This window comes from Mesorhizobium sp. dw_380 (assembly GCF_018588885.1).
Taxonomy (GTDB): domain Bacteria; phylum Pseudomonadota; class Alphaproteobacteria; order Rhizobiales; family Rhizobiaceae; genus Mesorhizobium.
Genome location: NZ_JAFFIW010000017.1, coordinates 80,621 through 100,226, shown reverse-complemented (window position 1 = coordinate 100,226; position 19,606 = coordinate 80,621). Strand labels below are relative to the sequence as shown.

At 64.3% G+C, this 19,606-nt stretch carries 17 protein-coding genes; 11 read left to right on the top strand and 6 right to left on the bottom strand.

The annotated features are described in order from the left end of the window. Nucleotides 1-95 precede the first annotated feature (95 nt). The gene (locus tag JT360_RS18155; RefSeq protein ID WP_214473100.1) at nt 96-1,850 is read right to left on the bottom strand and encodes an ABC transporter ATP-binding protein; all 1,755 of its coding nucleotides are present in this window, start codon (nt 1,848-1,850) and stop codon (nt 96-98) included. A 151-nt stretch (nt 1,851-2,001) separates the two neighbouring features. Here JT360_RS18155 and JT360_RS18150 point away from each other — a divergent pair, with 151 nt between their 5' ends. Together JT360_RS18150 and JT360_RS18145 are read left to right on the top strand one after the other, a co-directional pair. Then, nucleotides 2,002-3,282, top strand: a complete 1,281-nt coding sequence (locus JT360_RS18150) for an amidohydrolase family protein (protein ID WP_214473099.1) — start codon at nt 2,002-2,004, stop codon at nt 3,280-3,282. Between the two features lie 106 nt (nt 3,283-3,388). Beyond that, nucleotides 3,389-4,312 carry a DMT family transporter gene (locus tag JT360_RS18145; RefSeq protein ID WP_214473098.1) on the top strand — a complete coding sequence of 308 codons (924 nt, stop codon included), beginning with the start codon at nt 3,389-3,391 and terminating at the stop codon, nt 4,310-4,312. Here the strand turns inward: JT360_RS18145 and JT360_RS18140 are convergent. Beyond that, nucleotides 4,309-5,211, bottom strand: coding sequence for a phosphotransferase family protein (locus JT360_RS18140; RefSeq protein ID WP_214473097.1), 903 nt, complete (start codon nt 5,209-5,211; stop codon nt 4,309-4,311). The genes JT360_RS18145 and JT360_RS18140 overlap by 4 nt on opposite strands. Nucleotides 5,212-5,305: 94 nt before the next feature. On the opposite strand from JT360_RS18140, the gene JT360_RS18135 reads away from it, so the two are divergent. Next, complete coding sequence (locus JT360_RS18135) at nt 5,306-5,950, top strand: class I SAM-dependent DNA methyltransferase (RefSeq protein WP_214473096.1); 645 nt, start codon at nt 5,306-5,308, stop codon at nt 5,948-5,950. Here the strand turns inward: JT360_RS18135 and JT360_RS18130 are convergent. Together JT360_RS18130 and JT360_RS18125 are read right to left on the bottom strand one after the other, a co-directional pair. Continuing rightward, entirely contained in the window at nt 5,940-8,393 is a 2,454-nt protein-coding gene (locus JT360_RS18130; RefSeq protein ID WP_214473095.1) for a GcvT family protein, read from the bottom strand. The genes JT360_RS18135 and JT360_RS18130 overlap by 11 nt on opposite strands. Next, nucleotides 8,390-9,277 (bottom strand): phosphotransferase, encoded by an 888-nt coding sequence (locus JT360_RS18125; protein ID WP_214473094.1) that lies wholly within the window; start codon nt 9,275-9,277, stop codon nt 8,390-8,392. Before JT360_RS18125 ends, JT360_RS18130 begins: the two co-directional genes overlap by 4 nt. Nucleotides 9,278-9,698: 421 nt before the next feature. Between JT360_RS18125 and JT360_RS18120 the strand changes: the two genes are divergently transcribed. After that, on the top strand, nt 9,699-10,475 hold the full coding sequence (locus tag JT360_RS18120) for a DeoR/GlpR family DNA-binding transcription regulator (RefSeq protein WP_214473093.1): 777 nt from the start codon (nt 9,699-9,701) through the stop codon (nt 10,473-10,475). 50 nt (nt 10,476-10,525) lie between these two features. On the opposite strand, the gene JT360_RS18115 is transcribed toward JT360_RS18120, so the two are convergent. Together JT360_RS18115 and JT360_RS18110 are read right to left on the bottom strand one after the other, a co-directional pair. Further along, the gene (locus tag JT360_RS18115) at nt 10,526-11,887 is read right to left on the bottom strand and encodes a sensor histidine kinase (protein WP_214473092.1); all 1,362 of its coding nucleotides are present in this window, start codon (nt 11,885-11,887) and stop codon (nt 10,526-10,528) included. Between the two features lie 10 nt (nt 11,888-11,897). Next, nucleotides 11,898-12,572: a response regulator transcription factor gene (locus JT360_RS18110; RefSeq protein WP_214473091.1), complete on the bottom strand. Its 675-nt coding sequence runs from the start codon at nt 12,570-12,572 to the stop codon at nt 11,898-11,900. A gap of 287 nt (nt 12,573-12,859) precedes the next feature. Here JT360_RS18110 and JT360_RS18105 point away from each other — a divergent pair, with 287 nt between their 5' ends. From JT360_RS18105 to JT360_RS18075, 7 genes are all read left to right on the top strand, one after another. Continuing rightward, the gene (locus JT360_RS18105) at nt 12,860-13,459 is read left to right on the top strand and encodes a class I SAM-dependent methyltransferase (protein WP_214473090.1); all 600 of its coding nucleotides are present in this window, start codon (nt 12,860-12,862) and stop codon (nt 13,457-13,459) included. Then, nucleotides 13,456-14,073, top strand: coding sequence for a DedA family protein (locus JT360_RS18100; protein ID WP_214473089.1), 618 nt, complete (start codon nt 13,456-13,458; stop codon nt 14,071-14,073). The genes JT360_RS18105 and JT360_RS18100 overlap by 4 nt, the downstream gene beginning before the upstream one ends. Nucleotides 14,074-14,149: 76 nt before the next feature. Then, nucleotides 14,150-15,061 carry a LysR family transcriptional regulator gene (locus JT360_RS18095; protein WP_214473088.1) on the top strand — a complete coding sequence of 304 codons (912 nt, stop codon included), beginning with the start codon at nt 14,150-14,152 and terminating at the stop codon, nt 15,059-15,061. A 135-nt stretch (nt 15,062-15,196) separates the two neighbouring features. After that, complete coding sequence (locus JT360_RS18090; RefSeq protein ID WP_214473087.1) at nt 15,197-16,351, top strand: ABC transporter substrate-binding protein; 1,155 nt, start codon at nt 15,197-15,199, stop codon at nt 16,349-16,351. 185 nt (nt 16,352-16,536) lie between these two features. Continuing rightward, nucleotides 16,537-17,535, top strand: coding sequence for an ABC transporter ATP-binding protein (locus JT360_RS18085; RefSeq protein ID WP_214473086.1), 999 nt, complete (start codon nt 16,537-16,539; stop codon nt 17,533-17,535). Nucleotides 17,536-17,761: 226 nt separating this feature from the next. Beyond that, nucleotides 17,762-18,727, top strand: a complete 966-nt coding sequence (locus JT360_RS18080; protein WP_214473085.1) for an ABC transporter permease — start codon at nt 17,762-17,764, stop codon at nt 18,725-18,727. Continuing rightward, nucleotides 18,717-19,532: an ABC transporter permease gene (locus JT360_RS18075; protein ID WP_214473084.1), complete on the top strand. Its 816-nt coding sequence runs from the start codon at nt 18,717-18,719 to the stop codon at nt 19,530-19,532. Before JT360_RS18080 ends, JT360_RS18075 begins: the two co-directional genes overlap by 11 nt. Nucleotides 19,533-19,606: the final 74 nt, after the last annotated feature.

Here is a 19,606-nt window from a genome sequence, read left to right as displayed (position 1 = left end):
GGGGAGGTCGGACCGAAGGTCCGGGTGGGGGTCGGCGCCGCCCCCACCCCGCTGCTTCGCAGCGACCCTCCCCACAAGGGGGAGGGTGAGGCGCCTCACGGCATCAGCTGATACTCGTAAAGCTTCTGGTAAAGCCCGCCTTGCTTGAGCAGGGTCTTGTGCGCCCCGCTCTCCACCACCTTGCCGCCCTCCAGCACAACGATCGTGTCGGCCTGGTGCACGGTCGACAGCCGGTGGGCGATGACGATCGTCGTGCGGCCTTCGGTCAGCTGCTGCAGCGCGTCGCGGAACAGCGCTTCGGATTCGGCGTCGAGCGCGCTGGTCGCCTCGTCCAGCAGCAGGATTTCGGCGTTGCGCAGCATGGCGCGCGCGATCGAGATGCGCTGGCGCTGGCCACCTGACAGCAGGCCGCCATTTTCGCCGACATCGGTCTCATAGCCTTGCGCCTGCGCGATGATGAAGTCATGCGCGTTGGCCGCCTTGGCCGCGGCGATCACCTCTTCGTCGGTCGCGCCCTGCCGCCCAAGCCGGATGTTGTGCATGATGGTGCCGGCAAACAGGAACGTGTCCTGGCTGACATAGGCGATCTTTTCCCTGAGCGAGGCGAGCGTCGCATGGGAGATATCCTGGCCGTCCAACAGCACCTTGCCGCTCTTCGGGTCGTACATGCGCATGATCAGGTTCAGGATCGTCGACTTGCCGCCGCCGGAAGGTCCGACCAGCGCCGTCATCTTGCCGGGTGCAAGGGTCAGGTCGAACCGGTCCAGCACCGGCGGGCCGTTCTGGTACGCGAAGCTGACGGCGTCGAACCGGATCTCGCCCGGTCCGCCCCGAAGCGGCGTCGCGTCCGGCTTCTCGGCCAGCGTCAGCGGCTCGTCGGCCAACTGGAACATCATGCGCACGCCGACAATGCCGCTTTCCAGTGAGATACGGACGCGCGCCAGGCGCTTTGCCGGTTCATAGGCCAGCAGCAGCGCGGCGATGAAGGCCATGATATTGCCAGGCATCTGGCCGCCCTGCAGCACCAGGAAGCCACTGACCATGACGGAGCCGGCGATCGCCAGCCCGGCCAGCGTCTCCATCACCGGGCTGGTCACCGCTTCCAGCGCAGCGATGTTGTTGGCCCTATCCTCGACGTCGGCTACCGCCTTGTACATGCGCTTGCGCATCAGGCCTTCGAGGTTGAAGGACTTGACCACGCGCACCCCGATCGCGGTTTCCTGCATCACCTGTACGATCTGGCCGACCGAGCGGAACTCCATCGCGGCGAACTTGCGCACACGCTTCAGGATGCGGTTGACGCCGTAGATGGCCACCGGGCCGACGACGAAGCAGATCAGCGAGAGCGCCGGCTGCTGCCAGACCATGACCCCAATCAGGGCAGCCAAGGTCACCAGATCGCGCACATAGGAGGTGACGATCAGGTCGAGCACGTTGCGTGCCGCCTGGGCATTGTTGGTCATGCGGGTGATCAGGTCGGACGACGAGGTCGAATGGTAGAATTCGATGCCTTGCGCCAGGATACGATCGTAGATCTTGCGCTGCCGTTCGGCGATGATGGCATTGCCGACCCGGCTCATGAAGTATGCCTGGACGAAATTGGCGAGGCCCTTGACGACGAAGATCCCGGCGACCGCCACGGCGATCATGTTGACGCGGTCAAGCCGTTTGTCGATCACGAATTCATTGGTGATTTCGCGCAGGATCCAGGCGCTGGCAGCCGTCATGCCGGCCACCACCAGCATCGACAGGATTGCGGCGCCATATCCGAACATATGCTGCCGGAAGGATTCCCTGAGCAGCCTTGCGACGAGGCGCTGGTTTTCCGTCGAACGAAAGAAACGAAACAACGGCTGATCCTTGATGCCGGGATGACGAAGGCGGCTTATAGAGGGAGTTGCGGCCGGAGGGAACCTTTGGCGGCTTCTGGAAAGAAACGGCTGCGGCATGCTGTCTTTTGGGCCACGATGGAAAGCTGATTCTTCAAGGGGATGACGACAGATGGATTTCGACCTCATCGTTCGTGGCGGCACGCTGCCGGATGGCGGGATTGCCGATATCGGCATCAGCGGTGAGACGATCGCGGCAATCGAGCCCATGCTGCAGGGTTCCGCGCGGACCGAAATTGACGCCCATGGCAATCTGGTCTCGCCGCCCTTCGTCGACCCGCATTTCCACATGGATGCCACGCTCTCCTATGGCATTCCGCGCATCAACGCCTCGGGCACGCTGCTCGAAGGCATTGCGCTGTGGGGCGAACTGAAGCCGCTTTTGACGCATGAGGCGGTGCGCGACCGGGCGCTCGCCTATTGCGACTGGGCGGTGTCGATGGGCCTGCTCGCCATTCGCACCCATGTCGATGTCTGCGATGACCGGCTGCTGGCCGTCGAAGCCCTGCTCGACGTCAAGAAGACGATCGCCCCTTACATCGACCTGCAACTCGTGGCTTTTCCGCAGGACGGCTTCTACCGCTCGCCAAAGGCGCGCGAAGACACCATTCGGGCGCTGGACTTGGGCGTCGAAATCGTCGGCGGCATTCCGCATTTCGAGCGCACAATGGCCGACGGCACGCGCTCGGTGACCGAACTCTGCGAGATCGCGGCAAAACGTGGCCTGATGGTCGACCTGCATTGCGACGAGACCGACGACCCGCTGTCGCGCCACATCGAGCAACTGGCCTATGAGACCGATCGCCTCGGACTGCAGGGCAGGGTGGCCGGCTCGCACCTGACCTCGATGCATTCGATGGACAATTACTATGTCTCCAAGCTTCTGCCGCTGATCGCCGAGGCCGGCGTTTCGGCCATCCCCAATCCGCTGATCAACATCATGCTGCAGGGCCGGCACGACACCTTCCCGAAGCGACGCGGCATGACCCGGGTCAAGGAGATGCAGGCGCTTGGCATCCGCGTTGGCTGGGGCCAGGACTGCGTGCTCGATCCCTGGTATTCGCTGGGCACCGCCGACATGCTCGATGTCGCCTTCATGGGCCTGCACGTCGCGCAGATGTCGAGCCCGGCCGACATGGCGCGCTGCTTCGACATGGTCACCAACGTCAATGCCGCGATCATGGGTCTCGACCATCTCGGCCTGGCGGTCGGCAAGCGCGCCAGCCTCGTGGTTCTCGATGCCGGCAATCCGATCGAGGCCCTGCGCCTGCGCGCCGAACGGATTTGCGTCATCGCCAGGGGCAAGGTAGTGGCGGAACGCACAAGGCAGGATACCAGGCTTTCCATGGCAGGCAGGCCGGCGGTGGTGAATCGCAGGCACAAGGCCGGTTAGGCCCAGCCGATTCCCGGTTCTGGTCCCGCGATTTCCCGGATTCTCCTCGTCAAAGCGGCCGCTTCCGTCTAGGACGCAGCTACGAAAGGGAGGAATTGGGATCGGCATGACACAACCCGTGGCGCAGAATTCCACAATCAGGAACGTGCTTCTGGCCGGCATTCTGCTCATGCTGGCCGGCGACTTCCTGTTCGCGCTGAACGACGCGATGGGCAAGTGGCTGGTCGCCAGCTTCTCCGTCGGCCAGGTAGTGCTGATCCGGTCCATCGGAGCCTTCTTCGTGCTCGGCCCGATGATCGCTCATCAGGGCGCCGCCAAGCTGTTCCGCATGGAACGGCTCGAGCTGCAGGTCTTGCGTGTCATCATGACCACGCTCGACACCGCGCTCTTCTATGCCGCGGTCGTCTATCTGCCGCTTGCCGATGTCATGAGTTTCTACATGGCCGGGCCGATCTATGTCGCCGCACTCTCGCACCTCCTGCTTGGCGAAAAGGTCGGCTGGCGCCGCTGGGTGGCGATCCTGCTCGGCTTCTGCGGCGTGGTTATCATGCTGAAACCCTCCTCGGCCGCGTTCTCGCTGTCGTCGGGCTTCGCGCTTGCCGGCAGCCTTGCCTTTGCCTTCGCCATCATCCTCAACCGGCGGCTGCGCGGCACCAGCGACACCAATCTGGTGACATGGCAGACGATCGGCACGCTGGTGGTCGGCGGCGTGCTGACCATCGGCGCCTGGCGCACGCCCTCGGCGCTCGATTTCGGCGCCATGCTGCTGCTCGGCATCGTCTCCTGCGGCGCGCATCTGATGATCACCAGGGCGCTCAAGCTGGCACCGGCCTCGACGCTGGCGCCGCTGCACTACACGCTGCTCCTGTGGGCGGTGGTGTTCGGGCTGGTGTTCTTCGGCGACGTTCCCGGCCCGCGCATCCTGATCGGCTCGGGCATCGTCGTTCTGGCTGGCCTGTTCATCTTCCACCGCCAGAAAGTGGTCGACACCTCGGTGCCGCCCGAGAACGTGCCGAAGGGTGTAAACTAGCCTTTCTCTATCGCGACCAGGTGCCGTGAAAACTCCGGCGTCTCCATCAACGCCTTGCAGCGAGCAAACCTCCCGTCGGCATAGGCGCGGAAATCATCGACGGGATTGTTGTTGGCGAGCTGGATCAGCCCCCACAGCGTCCATAAGAGGTCGCACATCGCCTTGTAGATGATCATGCGGCCTCGCTCCGCCGGCCTCGCCTCGCCGCCGAAATAGGTACGCATCATCTCCTCGTCCTGGGCAGCGTCGAATTTGCCTTCCACGCTGAGGTCGCCGAGGTCCCAGAGCGGGTCGTTCATCCCCGAATATTCCCAGTCGACGATCCACATCCGCTCACCCGTATCGAGGAAGTTTTCGCACAGCGGATCGCAATGACAGGCGACGAGCGGTAGCGGATGGACGGCAAGGGCCGAGCGCACGCTGCCGGCCTCGCGCACCACGTCGTGATAGCCGGCGGGCAGGCCGACGTCCTTGGTCGACAGCACCTTGAGATAATCGTCGATCATCGCGAACAGTTCGAAGCGGAACGGAAACACCGCGCCGGATTTGTGCAGCTTGCGGAAGGCCTCGCCGGCACGGGCCGGACTGCCCGGCCGTTCCCTGAATTTCTCCGGCGACATCGTCTCAGCACCGGCGATGAAGCGCGTCACCATCACGCCGGTGCCGGCGTCCGCATAGAGCACCTCGGGGCTGACTCCGGCCTTTGCCGCTTCACGCGCGGCCACGGCTTCATTGGTTCGATTGATGTATTCCTCGGTGCCTTTGCCCGGAATGCGCAGGCAGAACGCGCCGGCCTTGAAGACGAGGTTGGTGAGACCGCCGAGCCGTTCCAGCGGCCCGGTGTAGCCGGCCAGCACCGGAATGGCGGCTAGTTTTGCTCGCGCCTCGTCTGTCGACATGCATGCGCCCCACGCCGTTATTTCTCGCCACAACGGTTCCACAAATTTCGTCGTTTGGCTATCATCCCGGCAGGACAAGGAATTTGGTGGACACGTGGCGGACAGCAAACATCGAGGCGCGCTTGGCGAGGCCTACGCGGCCAAGCGCCCGGAAGAGGTGGCGGCACTCTATGACCGCTGGTCGCAGACTTATGACGCCGACATGTCGGCCGCCGGCTACCGTCATCCGACGATCTGCCTTGCCTTGCTGGCCCGCCATTTGCCGCGCGGCTCAGCCCCGCTGCTCGACGCCGGCGCCGGCACCGGGCTGATCGGCGAATGGCTTGATATCGCGGGCTATCCCGAAGTCGAGGCGCTCGACATCTCGCAAGGCATGCTGGATCAGGCCGCCCGCAAGGGCGTTTATTCCGCGCTGCATTGCCTGGCGCTGGGCGGCAGGCTGCCCTTTGCCGACGATGCCTATGCCGGCATCGTCTCGGCTGGCGTTTTCACCTCGGGCCATGTCGGTGCCGAGGGGCTGGACGAGCTGATCCGCATCTGCCGGCCCGGCGGGGTGATCGTGCTGACGGTCAAGAACACGCTGTGGGATCAAGGTTTTGCCGCGCGCATCGCCGAGCTTGAGGCGCGAGGCTACGTCACCCGCGTCGAAGAAACCCGTCCCTACGTCTCCATGCCCGGCGAGGCCGACACGGTCCCCAGTCGCGGCCTCGCCCTGCGCGTGAATCGATCTACGCTTTGACCCTGGTGCCTGCCGGATCGTACATCGGCTCCAGATGAATGTTTGCCGGCGTCCGCTCCATCGCGACCACCAGCTCGTAGTCGCCCGCAGCGAGGAAATCGTCGCTCACCCCCTCGGCGTTGCGCACATAGCCGTAGCCGATATTCTTGCCGACCGTGTAGCCATAGCCGCCGCTGGTCAGATAGCCGACGGGCTCGCCATTGCGCAGGATCGTCTCGCGGCCAAGCAGCACGATCTCCGGATCGTCGACCGTGAAGCCGGCGAAGCGCTTCTTCAGTGATGCGCCGCCGATCTTCTCGAGTGCGCGCCGTCCGACGAAATCGGTGTTTTTGCGCAGCTTGACCGCCCAGCCGAGCCCGGCCTCCTGCGGCGTGTCGTTTGGCGTGATGTCGGAGCCCCAGGCGCGGTAGCCCTTTTCCAACCGCAGCGATTCCAGCGCGCGGTAGCCGACCGGGCGGATGTCGTGCTTCTTGCCCGCCGCCATCAGTGAATCAAAGACCTCGCCGGTGGCGGCGATCGGCACATGAAGTTCCCAGCCGAGCTCGCCGACATAGGTGACGCGCAGCGCCCGAATTGTGTGGCCGGCAATGGCAATTTCGCGCACATGGCCGAACGGGAAGCTTGCATTCGACACATCCGCGTCGGTCACATCGGAAAGCACGTCGCGTGCACGCGGACCCATTAGCGACAGCGTGCCGAAATCCTCGGTGACGTCGGTCAGCCCAGCATCGAGGCCCTCGCCGATATGATCGCGGATCCACGAGGCATCATGGGTGCGGAAACCGGTGCCGGTGACGATGTAGAATTTCTCCTCGGCCAGCCGCGCCACGGTCAGATCGGCCTCGATGCCGCCGCGCGTGTTGAGAAGCTGGGTGTAGGTTAGCCTGCCGACCGGCTTGCTGACATCGTTGGCGCAGATCCAGTCCAGCGCCTTGGCTGCATCTGGCCCGCTCAGCTCGTATTTGGCGAAGGACGACTGATCGAAGATGCCAACCTTTTCACGCACATGGCGATGTTCGTCACCGACCGCCGCGAACCAGTTCTGGCGGCCCATCGAATAGATGTCCCGCGGCTCGGCGCCCTCCGGCGCAAACCAGTTCGGCCGCTCCCAGCCGAGCTTCGAGCCGAACACGGCGCGCTGCAGTTTCAGCCTGTCGTAAAGTGGCGAAACGATGCGCGGCCGGCCCGAAAGATACTCCTCGTGCGGGAAGCCGATCGTGTAGTGCTTGCCATAGGCTTCGAGCGTGCGCTCGCACACCCATTGCCGGTCGCGGTGCAGGTTGGAGAAGCGCCTGATGTCGACCACCCAAAGGTCGAGCGGCGCCTCGCCGTCGACCACCCACTGCGCCAGCACCCAGCCGGCGCCGCCGCCCGACGCGATGCCGAAGGCATTGAAGCCGGAGCCGACGAACATGTTGGTGCATTCGGGCGCCGCGCCGAGGATGAAATTGCCGTCCGGCGTGAAGCTTTCCGGTCCGTTGATCATCTGCTTGACGCCGACGGTTTCAAGCGCCGGCACCCGCGCGATCGCCTGTGCCATGTGCTGCTCGAAATGGTCGTAGTCATCGTCGAACAGCCGGAATTCCCAGTCGTTGGGCACGTCGCCCCCAGGGAGGCCTGTCGTCCAGGCCTGCGGGTTCGGCTCATAGCCGCCCATCACCAGCCCGCCGACCTCCTCCTTGAAATAGGTGCGCCGGTCGGGATCGCGCAGCGTCGGCGCGTCGGTCGCCAGCCCGTCGATCTTCTGCGTGATGATGTACTGATGCTTGACCGGCTGCAGCGGCACGTCGATGCCGGCCATGGCGCCGACCTGCCGCGCCCACTGCCCGGCACAGTTCACCACCTTGTCGCAGGCGATATCGCCCTGATTGGTTTTCACTGCCGTGATGCGGCCGCCCTTCATCTCGAAGCCGGTGACGCGGACATCCTCGTAAAGTTTGGCGCCATGCATGCGCGCGCCCTTGGCCAGCGACTGCGTGATGTCGGAAGGGCTCGCCTGCCCGTCCGTCGGCAGCCAGGAGGCGCCGACCAGATCGCCGGTTTCCATCAGCGGCCACATTGCCTTGACCTCGGCCGGGGACAAAAGCTGCATGTCCATGCCGAAGCTCTTCGCCGTCGTCGCCAGCCTTTTGTACTCGGTCCAGCGGTCGGCATTGGTGGCAAGCCGCAGGCAGCCGGTCATCTTCCAGCCCGTGGCGAGCCCGGTTTCAGCCTCCAGCCCTTTGTAGAGGTCGACGGAATATTTGAGCACCCGGGTGATCGAGGCAGACGAGCGCAACTGCCCGACCAGGCCGGCGGCATGCCAGGTCGAACCCGAGGTCAGCTTGCCCTGTTCGAGCAGCACCACGTCGGCCTTGTGATCGCGCGCCAGATGATAGGCCGTCGAACAGCCGATGATGCCGCCGCCAATAACGACGATCGCGGCCTGGCTAGGCAAGGTCATGATTTCAGGATCCCGTACTTTGTCCGGTAGTTTTCCAGCGCCGCGTCGAGCCGCACCAGGTTTTCCTCGGTGTAGGCGACGTAGTCGATGCCGGGTGCGTCGAGATAGAGCTCGGACACCATGCTCCACATCGCTTCGCGCAACAGCGAGGCGCATTGCATGGCGGCATGCGAGCGGCGGATCGCCTCGTCCGGCTCCTTCATGAAATAGGCGGTCAGGAAGGCGAAGGATTCCTCATCGCTCATGCCGGCGTTCGAGGCGACGCCGGCAAGGTCGAACATCGCCGTGTTGAAGCCGGCATATTCGAAATCGATCAGCCACAGCCTGCTGCCGTCGTCGAGGATGTTGGCCGGCAAAAGGTCATTGTGGCCGAAGACGATCGGCAGCAGCTTCTGGGCCCGCTCCAGCTCGTCGGCCAGTGCCAGGAAGCGCGGCAGGTCGCTGCGCTTGCGGCTGCCGCCTTCCTCAAGCGTGCGTGCGTAGTCGCGGATGACGTGGAAAACCCAGAACATGAAGCCGGCGCCGGAGATATGGTTGGGCATCTCCCGGTGGAAGCCGCGCATCAGTGCCGCGACGCGGCCGATATTGGCACGCACGTCCTCGGCCAGATAAGTTTTGGCGCCAAGAAACGCCGTCACCAAGATCCCCGGTTCGGCGTAGTGGAACGCCGGCGCGAAACCGGCGGCATGTGCAGCCCGCGCGGTCATTACCTCGCGCTCGCGGAAGACGTGGTGGAACGGATAGTCCTGGCCGAAGCGCACGACATGTTTGCCGGCGGAGTCGCTGACCACGTAGTTGGCGTTGCTCAGGCCGCCGGGCAGGGGGGCGATCTCGATGGCGCCGGTCCAGCAGGGCAGGGCGCGGATGCGGTCCTCGGCAATCACGGCGACATCCCCGGTTTGCTGGCCTGGTTTGCTGGGCTTCGACAAGGCGTCATGGGCAGCGCAACAACAGCGGGGAACACGCAAAAATCTCGTCGGTGCGGGATGCCAGGATCGGTATCCCGCACCGCACCGACGAGCCCCTTGGCCAGGTTTTTGAGCCCGGCATCCGCCCCCGCGGATCTGAAAAATCCCTTGCGCCAGACACGTTCTAGCCTGCCTGGTCGCCGAGTTGCGGCTCTGCCATCATCCTCCCGTTGCAGCTCCGAACTCTCTTGCGTTTGGGATTTCACGCCAGGGTTGCCCGGCTGTCAACAAAAAGCTGTGACTTTTTTTGGGTGTTTTGCCCGAAAGCATGGGCGATCGCTTTAAAAGCGTTTGAATTACCTTAGAATCGGTCAAAAGGCTGAGCCCGGGAACCCAAATGGTCCAATCCAAGCGTCACGGCGAGATCCTGCGGCTGCTGCAGGAAGAGGGGACGGTCACCATCGCCAGCCTGGCCGACCGACTGGGCGTTTCGCTCGAGACCGTGCGCCGCGACGTCAAGCCGCTCACCGGCGACGGCTCGGTGCTGAAGATGCATGGCGCCGTCGGCCTGCCGTCGATGATCGGCGAAGCGCCATTCGAACGGCGCATGCGCGAGAACGCCGACGCCAAGCGCCTCATTGCCCGCATGGTCGCGGCCACCATCCGCGACGGCGAGTCGATCATGCTCGACACCGGCACGACGACCTCGTTCCTGGCGCGTGAACTGCTCGGCCACCGGCGGCTGACTGTCGTCACCAACTCTTCCGACATCGCCCGCACGCTGGCCACCATCAACGGCAATAAGGTCTACATGGCCGGCGGCGAATTGCGCAGCGATTCAGGCGCCGCCTTCGGAATCTCGGCCATCGAGTTCGTCAGCCGCTTCTCGGTCAGTCACGCCGTCATATCCACCGGTGCCGTCGACGCGGTGACCGGTGTCATGGACTATGATCTCGAAGAGGCGGAATTCGCCCGCATGGTGCTGTCGCGCGGCCAGCGCTCGCTTGTCGTCACCGACCACACGAAGTTCGGCCGCCAGGGCCTGGTCCAGGTCTGTGGTTTCGACGGCTTTTCCGAACTCGCCACCGACCGCTCGCCGCCGCATGACATTGCCGCCGCCCTCGCACAGGCCGGCGCGCGGCTCAGCATCGCCAGCAACGCAGCCGGCTTCTAGCCAAATACAGCGATTGGTGGGCGCACACGCCAGTGTGGCTTGCGCCGGTGCTATGCCGGCAAGGCGCGAAAACTCATCCTGAAACAGGCGCCGCTTGGCTTGCCGTCGAGGATATCAATGCGCCCGCCATGCAAGTGCATGATTTCCTGCACGAGGTTGAGGCCAAGTCCGGCGCCGTGATCCTGCGGGCGTAGCCGGTAGAAGGGCTCGAAGATGCGTTCCCGCTCGGTGGGCGGCACGCCGTCGCCTTCGTCGCGCACTTCGATGACGGCGGGCGTTGTGACGCCGACGGTGATCTTGCCTGTGCGGCCGCCATGCTCGATGGCATTCTGGACGATGTTGGTCACCGCCCGGCCGATCGCGGTGCGGTCGCCGGTGGCGAAGACCGTGTCTCTTTCCGGCTCGAACGACATCTCGTATCCGGCCGAGAACGCCATCGGCGCGAGATCGACGATGACGCCGCGCGCGATCGCCACGAGGTCGACCTTTTCGAAAGGCGATGCCTGCCGGTCGAGGCGCTGCAGGTCGAGCAACTGGTCGGTCAGCGTCGAAAGCCGTGCTGCATCCTGCAGCAGCCGTGCCCGCTCAGGTGTTGGCGGCAGCGAGGCAAGGCGCGTGTTGAGGATGGCGACCGGTGTCCTGAGTTCGTGGGCGGCATCGGTGAGGAAACGCTTGTGGCGCTCATAGCCCTTGTCGAGGCGCGCGAGGGCGGCGTTCACCGCCTTGACCAGCGGCGTCACTTCCTTCGGCACATCCTTAAGCGGCAGCTGCGCGCCACGCTGGTCTATGTCGATGCGCTCGGCCTCGGCGGCCGCATGGCCAAGACCCGACAGTGCGCCGCGCACCACCCATGGCGTGGCGAACAGCGTGGCCAGCGCCATAAGCCCGGCGAGCGGCAATATGCCCTGCAGGAAGAATTGCGGCGCCTGCCCGAGCAGGCGCAGCAGCGAAAGCCCGCCCTTGGTGCCGGTGAAGATCTGGACATTGCCGGCCGCGGTGTCGGTCCAGCGGATCTTGCCCTCCGGCGGCGCCGTTTGCCCGAGTGCATGGTCGATACGGGCATCGCTGATGTTGTCCAGCAGCCCGGCGAAAGGCTGGAAGATGGCCGGCACCATGCCCTCCTGCAGCCGCTGCCCCTGCTTGTCGCGGATGATGAACCAGAGGTTGGGGACATCCAATCGCAGCTTCGCCAGATCGGAGGTCTCGCGCAGGACAAGCTTGCCGCCGGCGTCACGCGCCACGGCATCCGCCAGCACGTCCATTGTGCCGTCCTCATAGTCGTTTGGAATGAGGCCGGTGGCGAGCATCGCACCGAGAATGCCGACGATGATCAGCGTCAGCATCGCGCATTGCAGCAAGGCGATGCGCAGAACCAAGCTCCATTTGAGCGAACGCGGGCGCTTGACACTCATCGCTTGAAGCTCATGTCGTTTCGCGCAGGAGATACCCGACGCCGCGAATGCCGTTGATCGTCACGCCGCTGTTCGCATCGCCGAGCTTGCGGCGCAGGCGCGAGACGTGGGTGTCGAGCGCGTTGGACTGGATCTCGTCGTCGAGACCGAACACCGCTTCCATCAATGCCTCACGCTGCACCATGCGGCCGGTGCGCCGCATCAGCGCCTCCAGCACCAGCAGTTCGCGCCGCGGCAGGCTGAGCGGCTCGCCGCGGATCGCGGCCTCGCGATGCCCGACATCGAGGACCAGATGGCCGGCGCGAATGAACTGCGACTGCATCGGTGCCGGGCGCCTGAGCAGCGCGCGCAAGCGGGCCAGCAGTTCCTCGAAGGCGAACGGCTTTGCCAGATAGTCGTCCGCGCCCATGTCCAGTCCATCGACCTTGTCCGATGTGTCGCCCTTCGCCGTCAGCACCAGCACGGGCGTCGTGTTCCTTGCCGAGCGCAATCTTGGCACCAGCGACAGCCCGTCGCCATCCGGCAGCTGGCGGTCGAGCAGGATGGCGTCATAGCTGTCGACGGCAACGAAGCCCTCCGCCTCCAGCAGTGTGCCGGCGTGATCGACCACCATGTCGTGGCGCTTCAGCGCGGCACGCAGCGCCGAGACCATCTCGGGTTCGTCTTCGACCAGCAAGATACGCATCCATCATTCCTAGGTAACGACATTGCTTCGGGCGCTACCGCGCCAACATTGCGCAAACATGGCAAAGCCGAACGGACCGAGGTCGACAAGCGCTTTCTTTGCGTCCGCTATATTGCGCAATGTCTATGCAATCCAGTCACGGCAAACAGCGCCGGTCGGCACGAACCGCCATGCCGGCGTCAAGGCGTCGGGCCCGAATATGCAACAGGTTCGGGTCCGACGTTGAAACGAAATCAAGTGGCCGCGCTAAACTGTTTGGCGTACCGCTGTTCGGAATCGAGGTTGTTATGCCAGCACATGATGCTCTGTCGTTTCTCGTGGCATGGACCGTGGCGCCGTTCAGAACCGGCTCCGTCACGCCGTCCAGCTCCAGCCTGGCGGCTTTGATGACGCGCGACATCGGCCCCGAGACAGGTCCCGTGCTGGAGCTCGGTCCCGGAACCGGCCCGTTCACACGGGCGCTGCTGTCACGCGGGGTGCGGGAGGAGGACCTGACGCTGATCGAATCCGATCCGGATTTCGCAGCCCTGCTCAAGCGTCGCTTTCCCGCCGCCCGGATTTTCGAAATGGATGCCGTCAGCCTGCGCCATCTGTCGCTATTCCACAGGCCGGTGGTTGGTGCTGCCGTCAGCGGGCTGCCGTTCCGCCTGATTTCGCCGCGCAAGACGCTCGCCATTCTCGAAGGCGTTTTTGCGAACCTTCGCCCGGGCGGGGCGCTCTATCAGTTCACGTACGGGCGGCGCTGCCCGTTCGACCAGTCGCTGCTCGACCGGCTCGATCTCGAGGTCACACGGGTCGGTCATACCTTCCGCAATTTCCCGCCGGCGACGGTCTATCGCCTCGCCAGGATCAAGACACCTGGAACCTACGACTGGCGCTTCGCATGACGGGTCCATTGTCGGCCATTCTCGGCTTCGGCCTGTTCGGCGTCTTCTGCCTCGCCTTCACCGAGAAGATCCTGCCGATTCCGCCCTCGCACGTATTGCTGCTGTTCCTCGGCATGACGGCGGCGCCTGATGGTGCGACGGTGGCGATCCTGCTGATGGTGACGACGCTTGCCTCCTTCGCCGGCTGCGTGGTCTGGTATTCGGTTGGCCGCCGGATCGGATCTGACCGCGCCGACAGGTTGGTCGACCGGTTTGGCAGATATGTCTTCCTGCGCCCCGCAACCTACCGCAAGCTCGGCCAGGCCTATCGCCGCAATCATGTCCGGGTGTCATTGCTGGCGCAGTTCATTCCGACCGTGCGCAACTACCTGCCGATCGCTGCAGGCGCGCTTTGTCTGCCCGCTCTGCCCTTCGCGATCGCGACACTGCTTGGCGCCATCATCTGGAATACGGGCTTTCTCCTGACCGGCTATCTCTTGCGCGGCAGTGGCCGGGACAGCTTCACGGTGGGCTTGCGCATCATTGTCATCGTCGTGGCGCTGGAGACGGCTTTCATGCTGGCATTGCGCTACGGCCCCGCCTGGCGGCGGCGGATCGGGCTGATGCTCGGCTGATCGCCAAATCTCCCGGTCACGGGATAAGCTCTATCATCGGCTTTTCTTCGGCGCTGCGCCGGTGTTTAGTCCGGCCATGGCCTTCACCATCCGCCAGTTGCAGTTCTTCATCGCCGTCGCCGAGCAAGGTACGGTCTCGGGTGCCGCCCAAAACCTCTCCATCTCGCAATCCTCCGTCACCGAAGCGATCAAGGAACTCGAAAGCGATCTTGGCGTCGAACTGTTCGAGCGCCACCCGCGCGGCCTCAACATCACCCATAAGGGCCACCAGTTCCTGCGCCACGCGACCAAGATCCTCGCCGACGTTTCCGATGCACGCCGCTCTTTTTCCGGCGAGCAGGCGGCGGCCGGTGGCCGGCTGCAGCTCGGCGTCACCTCGCTGGTCGCCGGCTATGTGCTGTCGGACCTGCTTGCCCGCTACCGCCGCGCCTATCCGGGCGTCGAGGTCTCGGCAATCGAGGACAATGGCGACTACCTCGAACATCTCCTGATCGGCGGCAAGCTGGACATCGCCGTCATGGTTACATCCAATCTGCGCGACCGTACCGCGCTGCAATCGGAAATCCTCGAGGTCTCGGCCTACCGCCTGTGGCTGCCGCTCGGCCATTCGCTCGCCGGCGCCGACATCATCGGCATTGGCGACATTGCCGGCGAGCCGCTGATCATGCTCACCGTCGACGAGATCGAGGAGAATACGGGCAAGCTTTTGACGGCTATCGGCGCCAAGCCGTATGTCGCCTTCCGCACCCGGTCCGTGGAAGCGGTGCGCAGCCTTGTCGCCACCGGTGCGGGTGTCGCGCTGCTGCCCGATCTCGTATATCGACCATGGTCGCTGGAAGGCGACCGCATCGAATCGCGCGACATTTCCGGCTCTTTGCCGGTGGTGCAGGTCGGCATGGTCTGGCGGCGCGGCTCAGGCCTGCCGCAGGCGGCGCGCGACTTCATCGGGCTTGCCCAGTCGCAACGGATGGTCCGTCAGCGCCTCTGATCCAGCGCTACCTATCGGAAAAACCGATACCGCCCTTCTGATAAATGAATTTGCGAAACCGGAGTTTTCAAAGCACTTTCCCTCCAGGGAACAAAGCCGCCACAGCAGCGCGGCCCCTCAAATGGGAGATCGATGATGAATTCATTCCTGAAGTCATGCACTGCGCTGACGGTCGCGCTGACCTTCTCCGGCCAGGCCATCGCCCAGGTCAAGGAACTCGGCAAGGGCGAAGGCCAGGTCAATATCGTTGCTTGGCCTGGCTATATCGAGCGCGGCGAGACCGACAAGGGTTATGACTGGGTCACTGCCTTCGAGAAGGAAAGCGGCTGCAAGGTCAACGTCAAGACCGCCAACACGTCGGATGAGATGGTCTCGCTGATGAACGAGGGCGGCTTCGATCTGGTCACGGCTTCGGGCGATGCCTCGCTGCGCCTCGTCGCCGGCAAGCGCGTGCAGCCGATCAACACCGATCTCATCCCGAGCTGGAAGTCGGTCGACGACCGGCTGAAGGACGCGCCCTGGTTCACGGTCGACAAGGTCCACTACGGCGTTCCCTATCAGTGGGGGCCGAACATCCTGATGTATAACACCGAGGTGTTCAAGGAAGCGCCGAAGAGCTGGAACGTCGTTTTCGAGGAGATGAAGCTGCCCGACGGCAAGTCCAACAAGGGCCGCGTTCAGGCCTATGACGGCCCGATCCACATCGCGGACGCCGCCAACTATCTGATGTTCCACAAGCCGGAACTCGGCATCAAGGACCCCTACGAGCTGAACGAGGACCAGTACAAGGCAGCGCTCGACCTGCTGCGCGTCCAGCGCACGCTGGTCGGGCGCTACTGGCACGATGCCGCCATCCAGGTCGACGATTTCCAGAATGAAGGCGTCGTCGCCTCGGGCTCGTGGCCGTATCAGGTCAACACGCTGGTCGCCGCCAAGAAGCCGGTCGCCTCGACCGTGCCGGAAGAAGGCGTCACCGGCTGGGCCGACACCACCATGATGGAAGCCGATGCGGCCCACCCGAACTGCGCCTATATGTGGCTCGAACATTCGCTGTCGCCGAAGGTGCAGGGCGATGTCTCGGCCTGGTTCGGCTCGCTGCCGGTCGTGCCAGCCGCCTGCAAGGGCAACGAATTGCTCGGCGAGGAAGGCTGCAAGACCAACGGCTACGACAATTTCGACAAGATCAAGTTCTGGAAGACGCCGGTCTCGAAATGCGTCACCCAGAACGACCAGTGCGTGCCGTACTACCGCTGGGTGTCGGACTATATCGGCGTCATCGGCGGACGGTGATTTCTCTTACCCTCCCCCTTGTGGGGAGGGTCGACGCGCAGCGTCGGGGTGGGGGTCTGCTCTGACACGGTTTTGCTTGTGAAATCACCCCCACCCGCGGCTTCGCCGCGACCTCGCCCATCGAGGGGGAGGTGAAGCGGCGCGCGAATTCGTCTTCGTTTGACCCGGCAACAGACTGACAGCCCATGACCCCAGCCGTTTCGTTCCAAAAACTCTCGCGCCATTTCGGCAGCGTTCGTGCCGTCGACGCGGTCGATCTCGACATCGCGCCGGGCGAGTTCTTCGCCATGCTCGGGCCGTCCGGTTCCGGCAAGACGACATGCCTGCGCCTCATCGCAGGCTTCGAGCAGCCGACGGCGGGGTCGATCTCGATCTTCGGCGAACGCGCCGAGGGCGTGCCGCCCTATCGCCGCAACGTCAACACCGTCTTCCAGGACTATGCGCTGTTCCCGCATCTCAATGTGCTCGACAACGTCGCCTACGGACTGATGGTCAAGGGCGTCGGCAAGGCCGAGCGGCACAAGGCGGCTGAGGAAGCGCTGTCTCTGGTGCGGCTGCCCGGCTATGGCGCCCGCCGCCCCGGCCAGCTTTCCGGCGGCCAGCGCCAGCGTGTCGCGCTCGCCCGCGCGCTGGTCAACCAGCCCAAGGTGCTGCTGCTCGACGAGCCGCTCGGCGCGCTCGACCTCAAGCTGCGCGAGAACATGCAGGAAGAGCTGAAGTCGCTGCAGAAGGCGCTCGGCATCACCTTCGTCTTCGTCACCCATGACCAGGGCGAAGCGCTGTCGATGGCCGATCGCGTCGCCGTCTTCAACGACGGCAGGATCATGCAGATCGGCACGCCGGAGGACATCTATCAGCGGCCTCGCACACGCTTCGTTGCCGATTTCGTCGGCTCCTCCAACGTGCTGCCGCCGGACTTCGTCCAGCGCTATTCCGGCCAGCACCGCTGGGGGAGCCTTCGCCCCGAATCCATCCGCGTCGGCCGCGCCGCCAGCGGCGAAGGCGTCGCCGCGCGCCTCGTCTCGACCAACTATCTCGGCGCCACCACCAGGCTGGCGCTCGATGCCGACGGGTTGAAGCTGCACGCCGTGGTGCCGGCCGGCACCGCCCTGCCGGAGGAAGGCGAGGCGGTGGTGCTGACCTTCAACCGCGAGAGCCTGCACCTGATGGACGAGCCGGCATGATGAACGTTTGCGCTAAGCGCCCCCCTCTGTCCTGCCGGACATCTCCCCCTCAAGGGGGGAGATCGGCTGCCCCCTCCGGTTTCGCCAATTTCCAGCGTCGCAGAATTGGCGAGGCCGAGAAATTGCCAATCTCCCCCCTTGAGGGGGAGATGTCCGGCAGGACAGAGGGGGGCGACGTAGAGCGCGGCCTTGCCGCCATTGATTCAATCGACATCGTAGGCGCGCCATGACGATCGCCGCGCTCAACTCCAATCCCGCCCCCGCCATCCTGCCCGGCAGCGGCGGCATGCGCGGTGCGCTGTCGGACCTCTTCTGGCGCAGGCCGCAACTGCTTCTGCTTCTCATGCTGCTGCCGCCGGTGCTGTGGCTCGGCATCGTCTATATCGGCTCGCTCTTCGCACTGCTGGCACAGAGCTTCTTTTCCATCGACGAGTTCTCCGGCCTCATCAACCGCCAGTTCACTTTGAAGACCTATGGCGACCTGCTCCAGGCCTCCAATCTCGACATCATCCTGCGTACGGTGACGATGGCGGCACTGGTCACGCTGGCCTCGGCCATCGTCGCCTTTCCGATCGCCTACTATGCCGCCCGTTATGCGCGCGGCCGCTGGAAGGCGCTGTTCTATCTCGGCGTCATGCTGCCGCTGTGGTCGAGCTACCTGGTCAAGATCTATGCCTGGAAGCTGATCCTGGCCAAGGAAGGCATCCTCACCTGGCTGCTCGCCAAGCTGCATTTGCTGTGGGTGCTCGATGCCTGGCTGGCGTTGCCGGTCGTCGGCGGCAACTCGCTGTCGGTGTCGTTCACCGGCACCTTCATCGTCTTCGTCTATGTCTGGCTGCCCTTCATGATCCTGCCGGTTCAGGCGGCGCTCGAGCGCGTGCCCGGCAATCTGGTCGAGGCCTCGTCCGATCTCGGCGCGTCGCCCGGCCAGACGTTCCGCAACGTGCTGTTCCCGCTGGCGCTGCCCGGCATTGTCGCGGGCTCGATCTTCACCTTCTCGCTGACATTGGGCGACTACATCATCCCGCAGATCATCGGCACCTCGCGCCTGTTCATCGGCCAGGCCGTCTACTCGCAGCAGGGCACCGCCGGCAACATACCGCTCGCCGCCGCCTTCACTGTGGTGCCCATTGTCATCATGGGCTTCTATCTCTGGGGCGCCAAGCGCATGGGGGCTTTCGATGCGCTCTGATCGCTCACAATCGGCCCCTGTCAGCCTGAAGATCGCTGCCGCCTGCGGCCTGCTGTTCCTGCATCTGCCGATCCTGCTGATCTTCGTCTATGCCTTCACGACGGAAGAGAAGAGCTTCGTCTGGCCGCCTCCCGGGCTGACCACGCAGTGGTTCGCCGTCACCTGGAACCGCCCCGATGTCTGGGAGGCGCTGTCGCTGTCGGTGCGCGTCGCCGCCATCTCGACCGCGATCGCACTGGTGCTCGGAACATTGTGCGCCGCCGCGGTGTCGCGGACAAAATTCTTCGGCCGCGAAACCATTTCGCTGCTGGTTATCCTGCCCATCGCGCTGCCCGGCATCATCACCGGCATCGCCCTGCGCTCAGCCTTCGCGCTCGCCGACATTCCCTTCTCGTTCTGGACGATCGTGCTCGGCCACGCCACCTTCTGCGTGGTCGTCGTCTACAACAATGCGGTCGCCCGCTTCCGCCGCACCTCCGGCTCGATGATCGAAGCCTCGATGGATCTCGGCGCCGATGGCTTCCAGACCTTCCGGCACATCGTGCTGCCCAACATCGCCACGGCGCTCCTTGCCGGCGGCATGCTGGCCTTCGCTTTGTCTTTTGACGAAGTCATCGTCACCACCTTCACCGCCGGCCAGCAGCAGACCGTGCCGATCTGGATGCTGGAGGAACTGATCCGTCCGCGCCAGCGCCCGGTCACCAATGTCGTGGCCATGGTCGTCGTGCTGGTGACGCTGCTGCCCATCCTGTTTGCCTATTACCTCACCCGCGACGGCGACCAGATCGCCGGAAGCGGGAAATGAAAAACGGCGAATAGGGAGTAGCCAATAGCGAATAGGGGACGTCGACGGTCAAACCCTACTCGCTACTCGCTACT

What these genes read in the sequence shown, in the direction of transcription:
- JT360_RS18110 (WP_214473091.1), bottom strand. Translation starts at nt 12,572, where the DNA reads ATGCGTATCTTGCTGGTCGAAGACGAACCCGAGATGGTCTCGGCGCTG.
- JT360_RS18115 (WP_214473092.1), bottom strand. Translation starts at nt 11,887, where the DNA reads ATGAGTGTCAAGCGCCCGCGTTCGCTCAAATGGAGCTTGGTTCTGCGC.
- JT360_RS18145 (WP_214473098.1), top strand. Translation starts at nt 3,389, where the DNA reads ATGACACAACCCGTGGCGCAGAATTCCACAATCAGGAACGTGCTTCTG.
- JT360_RS18130 (WP_214473095.1), bottom strand. Translation starts at nt 8,393, where the DNA reads ATGACCTTGCCTAGCCAGGCCGCGATCGTCGTTATTGGCGGCGGCATC.
- JT360_RS18120 (WP_214473093.1), top strand. Translation starts at nt 9,699, where the DNA reads ATGGTCCAATCCAAGCGTCACGGCGAGATCCTGCGGCTGCTGCAGGAA.
- JT360_RS18105 (WP_214473090.1), top strand. Translation starts at nt 12,860, where the DNA reads ATGCCAGCACATGATGCTCTGTCGTTTCTCGTGGCATGGACCGTGGCG.
- JT360_RS18090 (WP_214473087.1), top strand. Translation starts at nt 15,197, where the DNA reads ATGAATTCATTCCTGAAGTCATGCACTGCGCTGACGGTCGCGCTGACC.
- JT360_RS18085 (WP_214473086.1), top strand. Translation starts at nt 16,537, where the DNA reads ATGACCCCAGCCGTTTCGTTCCAAAAACTCTCGCGCCATTTCGGCAGC.
- JT360_RS18100 (WP_214473089.1), top strand. Translation starts at nt 13,456, where the DNA reads ATGACGGGTCCATTGTCGGCCATTCTCGGCTTCGGCCTGTTCGGCGTC.
- JT360_RS18095 (WP_214473088.1), top strand. Translation starts at nt 14,150, where the DNA reads ATGGCCTTCACCATCCGCCAGTTGCAGTTCTTCATCGCCGTCGCCGAG.
- JT360_RS18150 (WP_214473099.1), top strand. Translation starts at nt 2,002, where the DNA reads ATGGATTTCGACCTCATCGTTCGTGGCGGCACGCTGCCGGATGGCGGG.
- JT360_RS18140 (WP_214473097.1), bottom strand. Translation starts at nt 5,211, where the DNA reads ATGTCGACAGACGAGGCGCGAGCAAAACTAGCCGCCATTCCGGTGCTG.
- JT360_RS18080 (WP_214473085.1), top strand. Translation starts at nt 17,762, where the DNA reads ATGACGATCGCCGCGCTCAACTCCAATCCCGCCCCCGCCATCCTGCCC.
- JT360_RS18075 (WP_214473084.1), top strand. Translation starts at nt 18,717, where the DNA reads ATGCGCTCTGATCGCTCACAATCGGCCCCTGTCAGCCTGAAGATCGCT.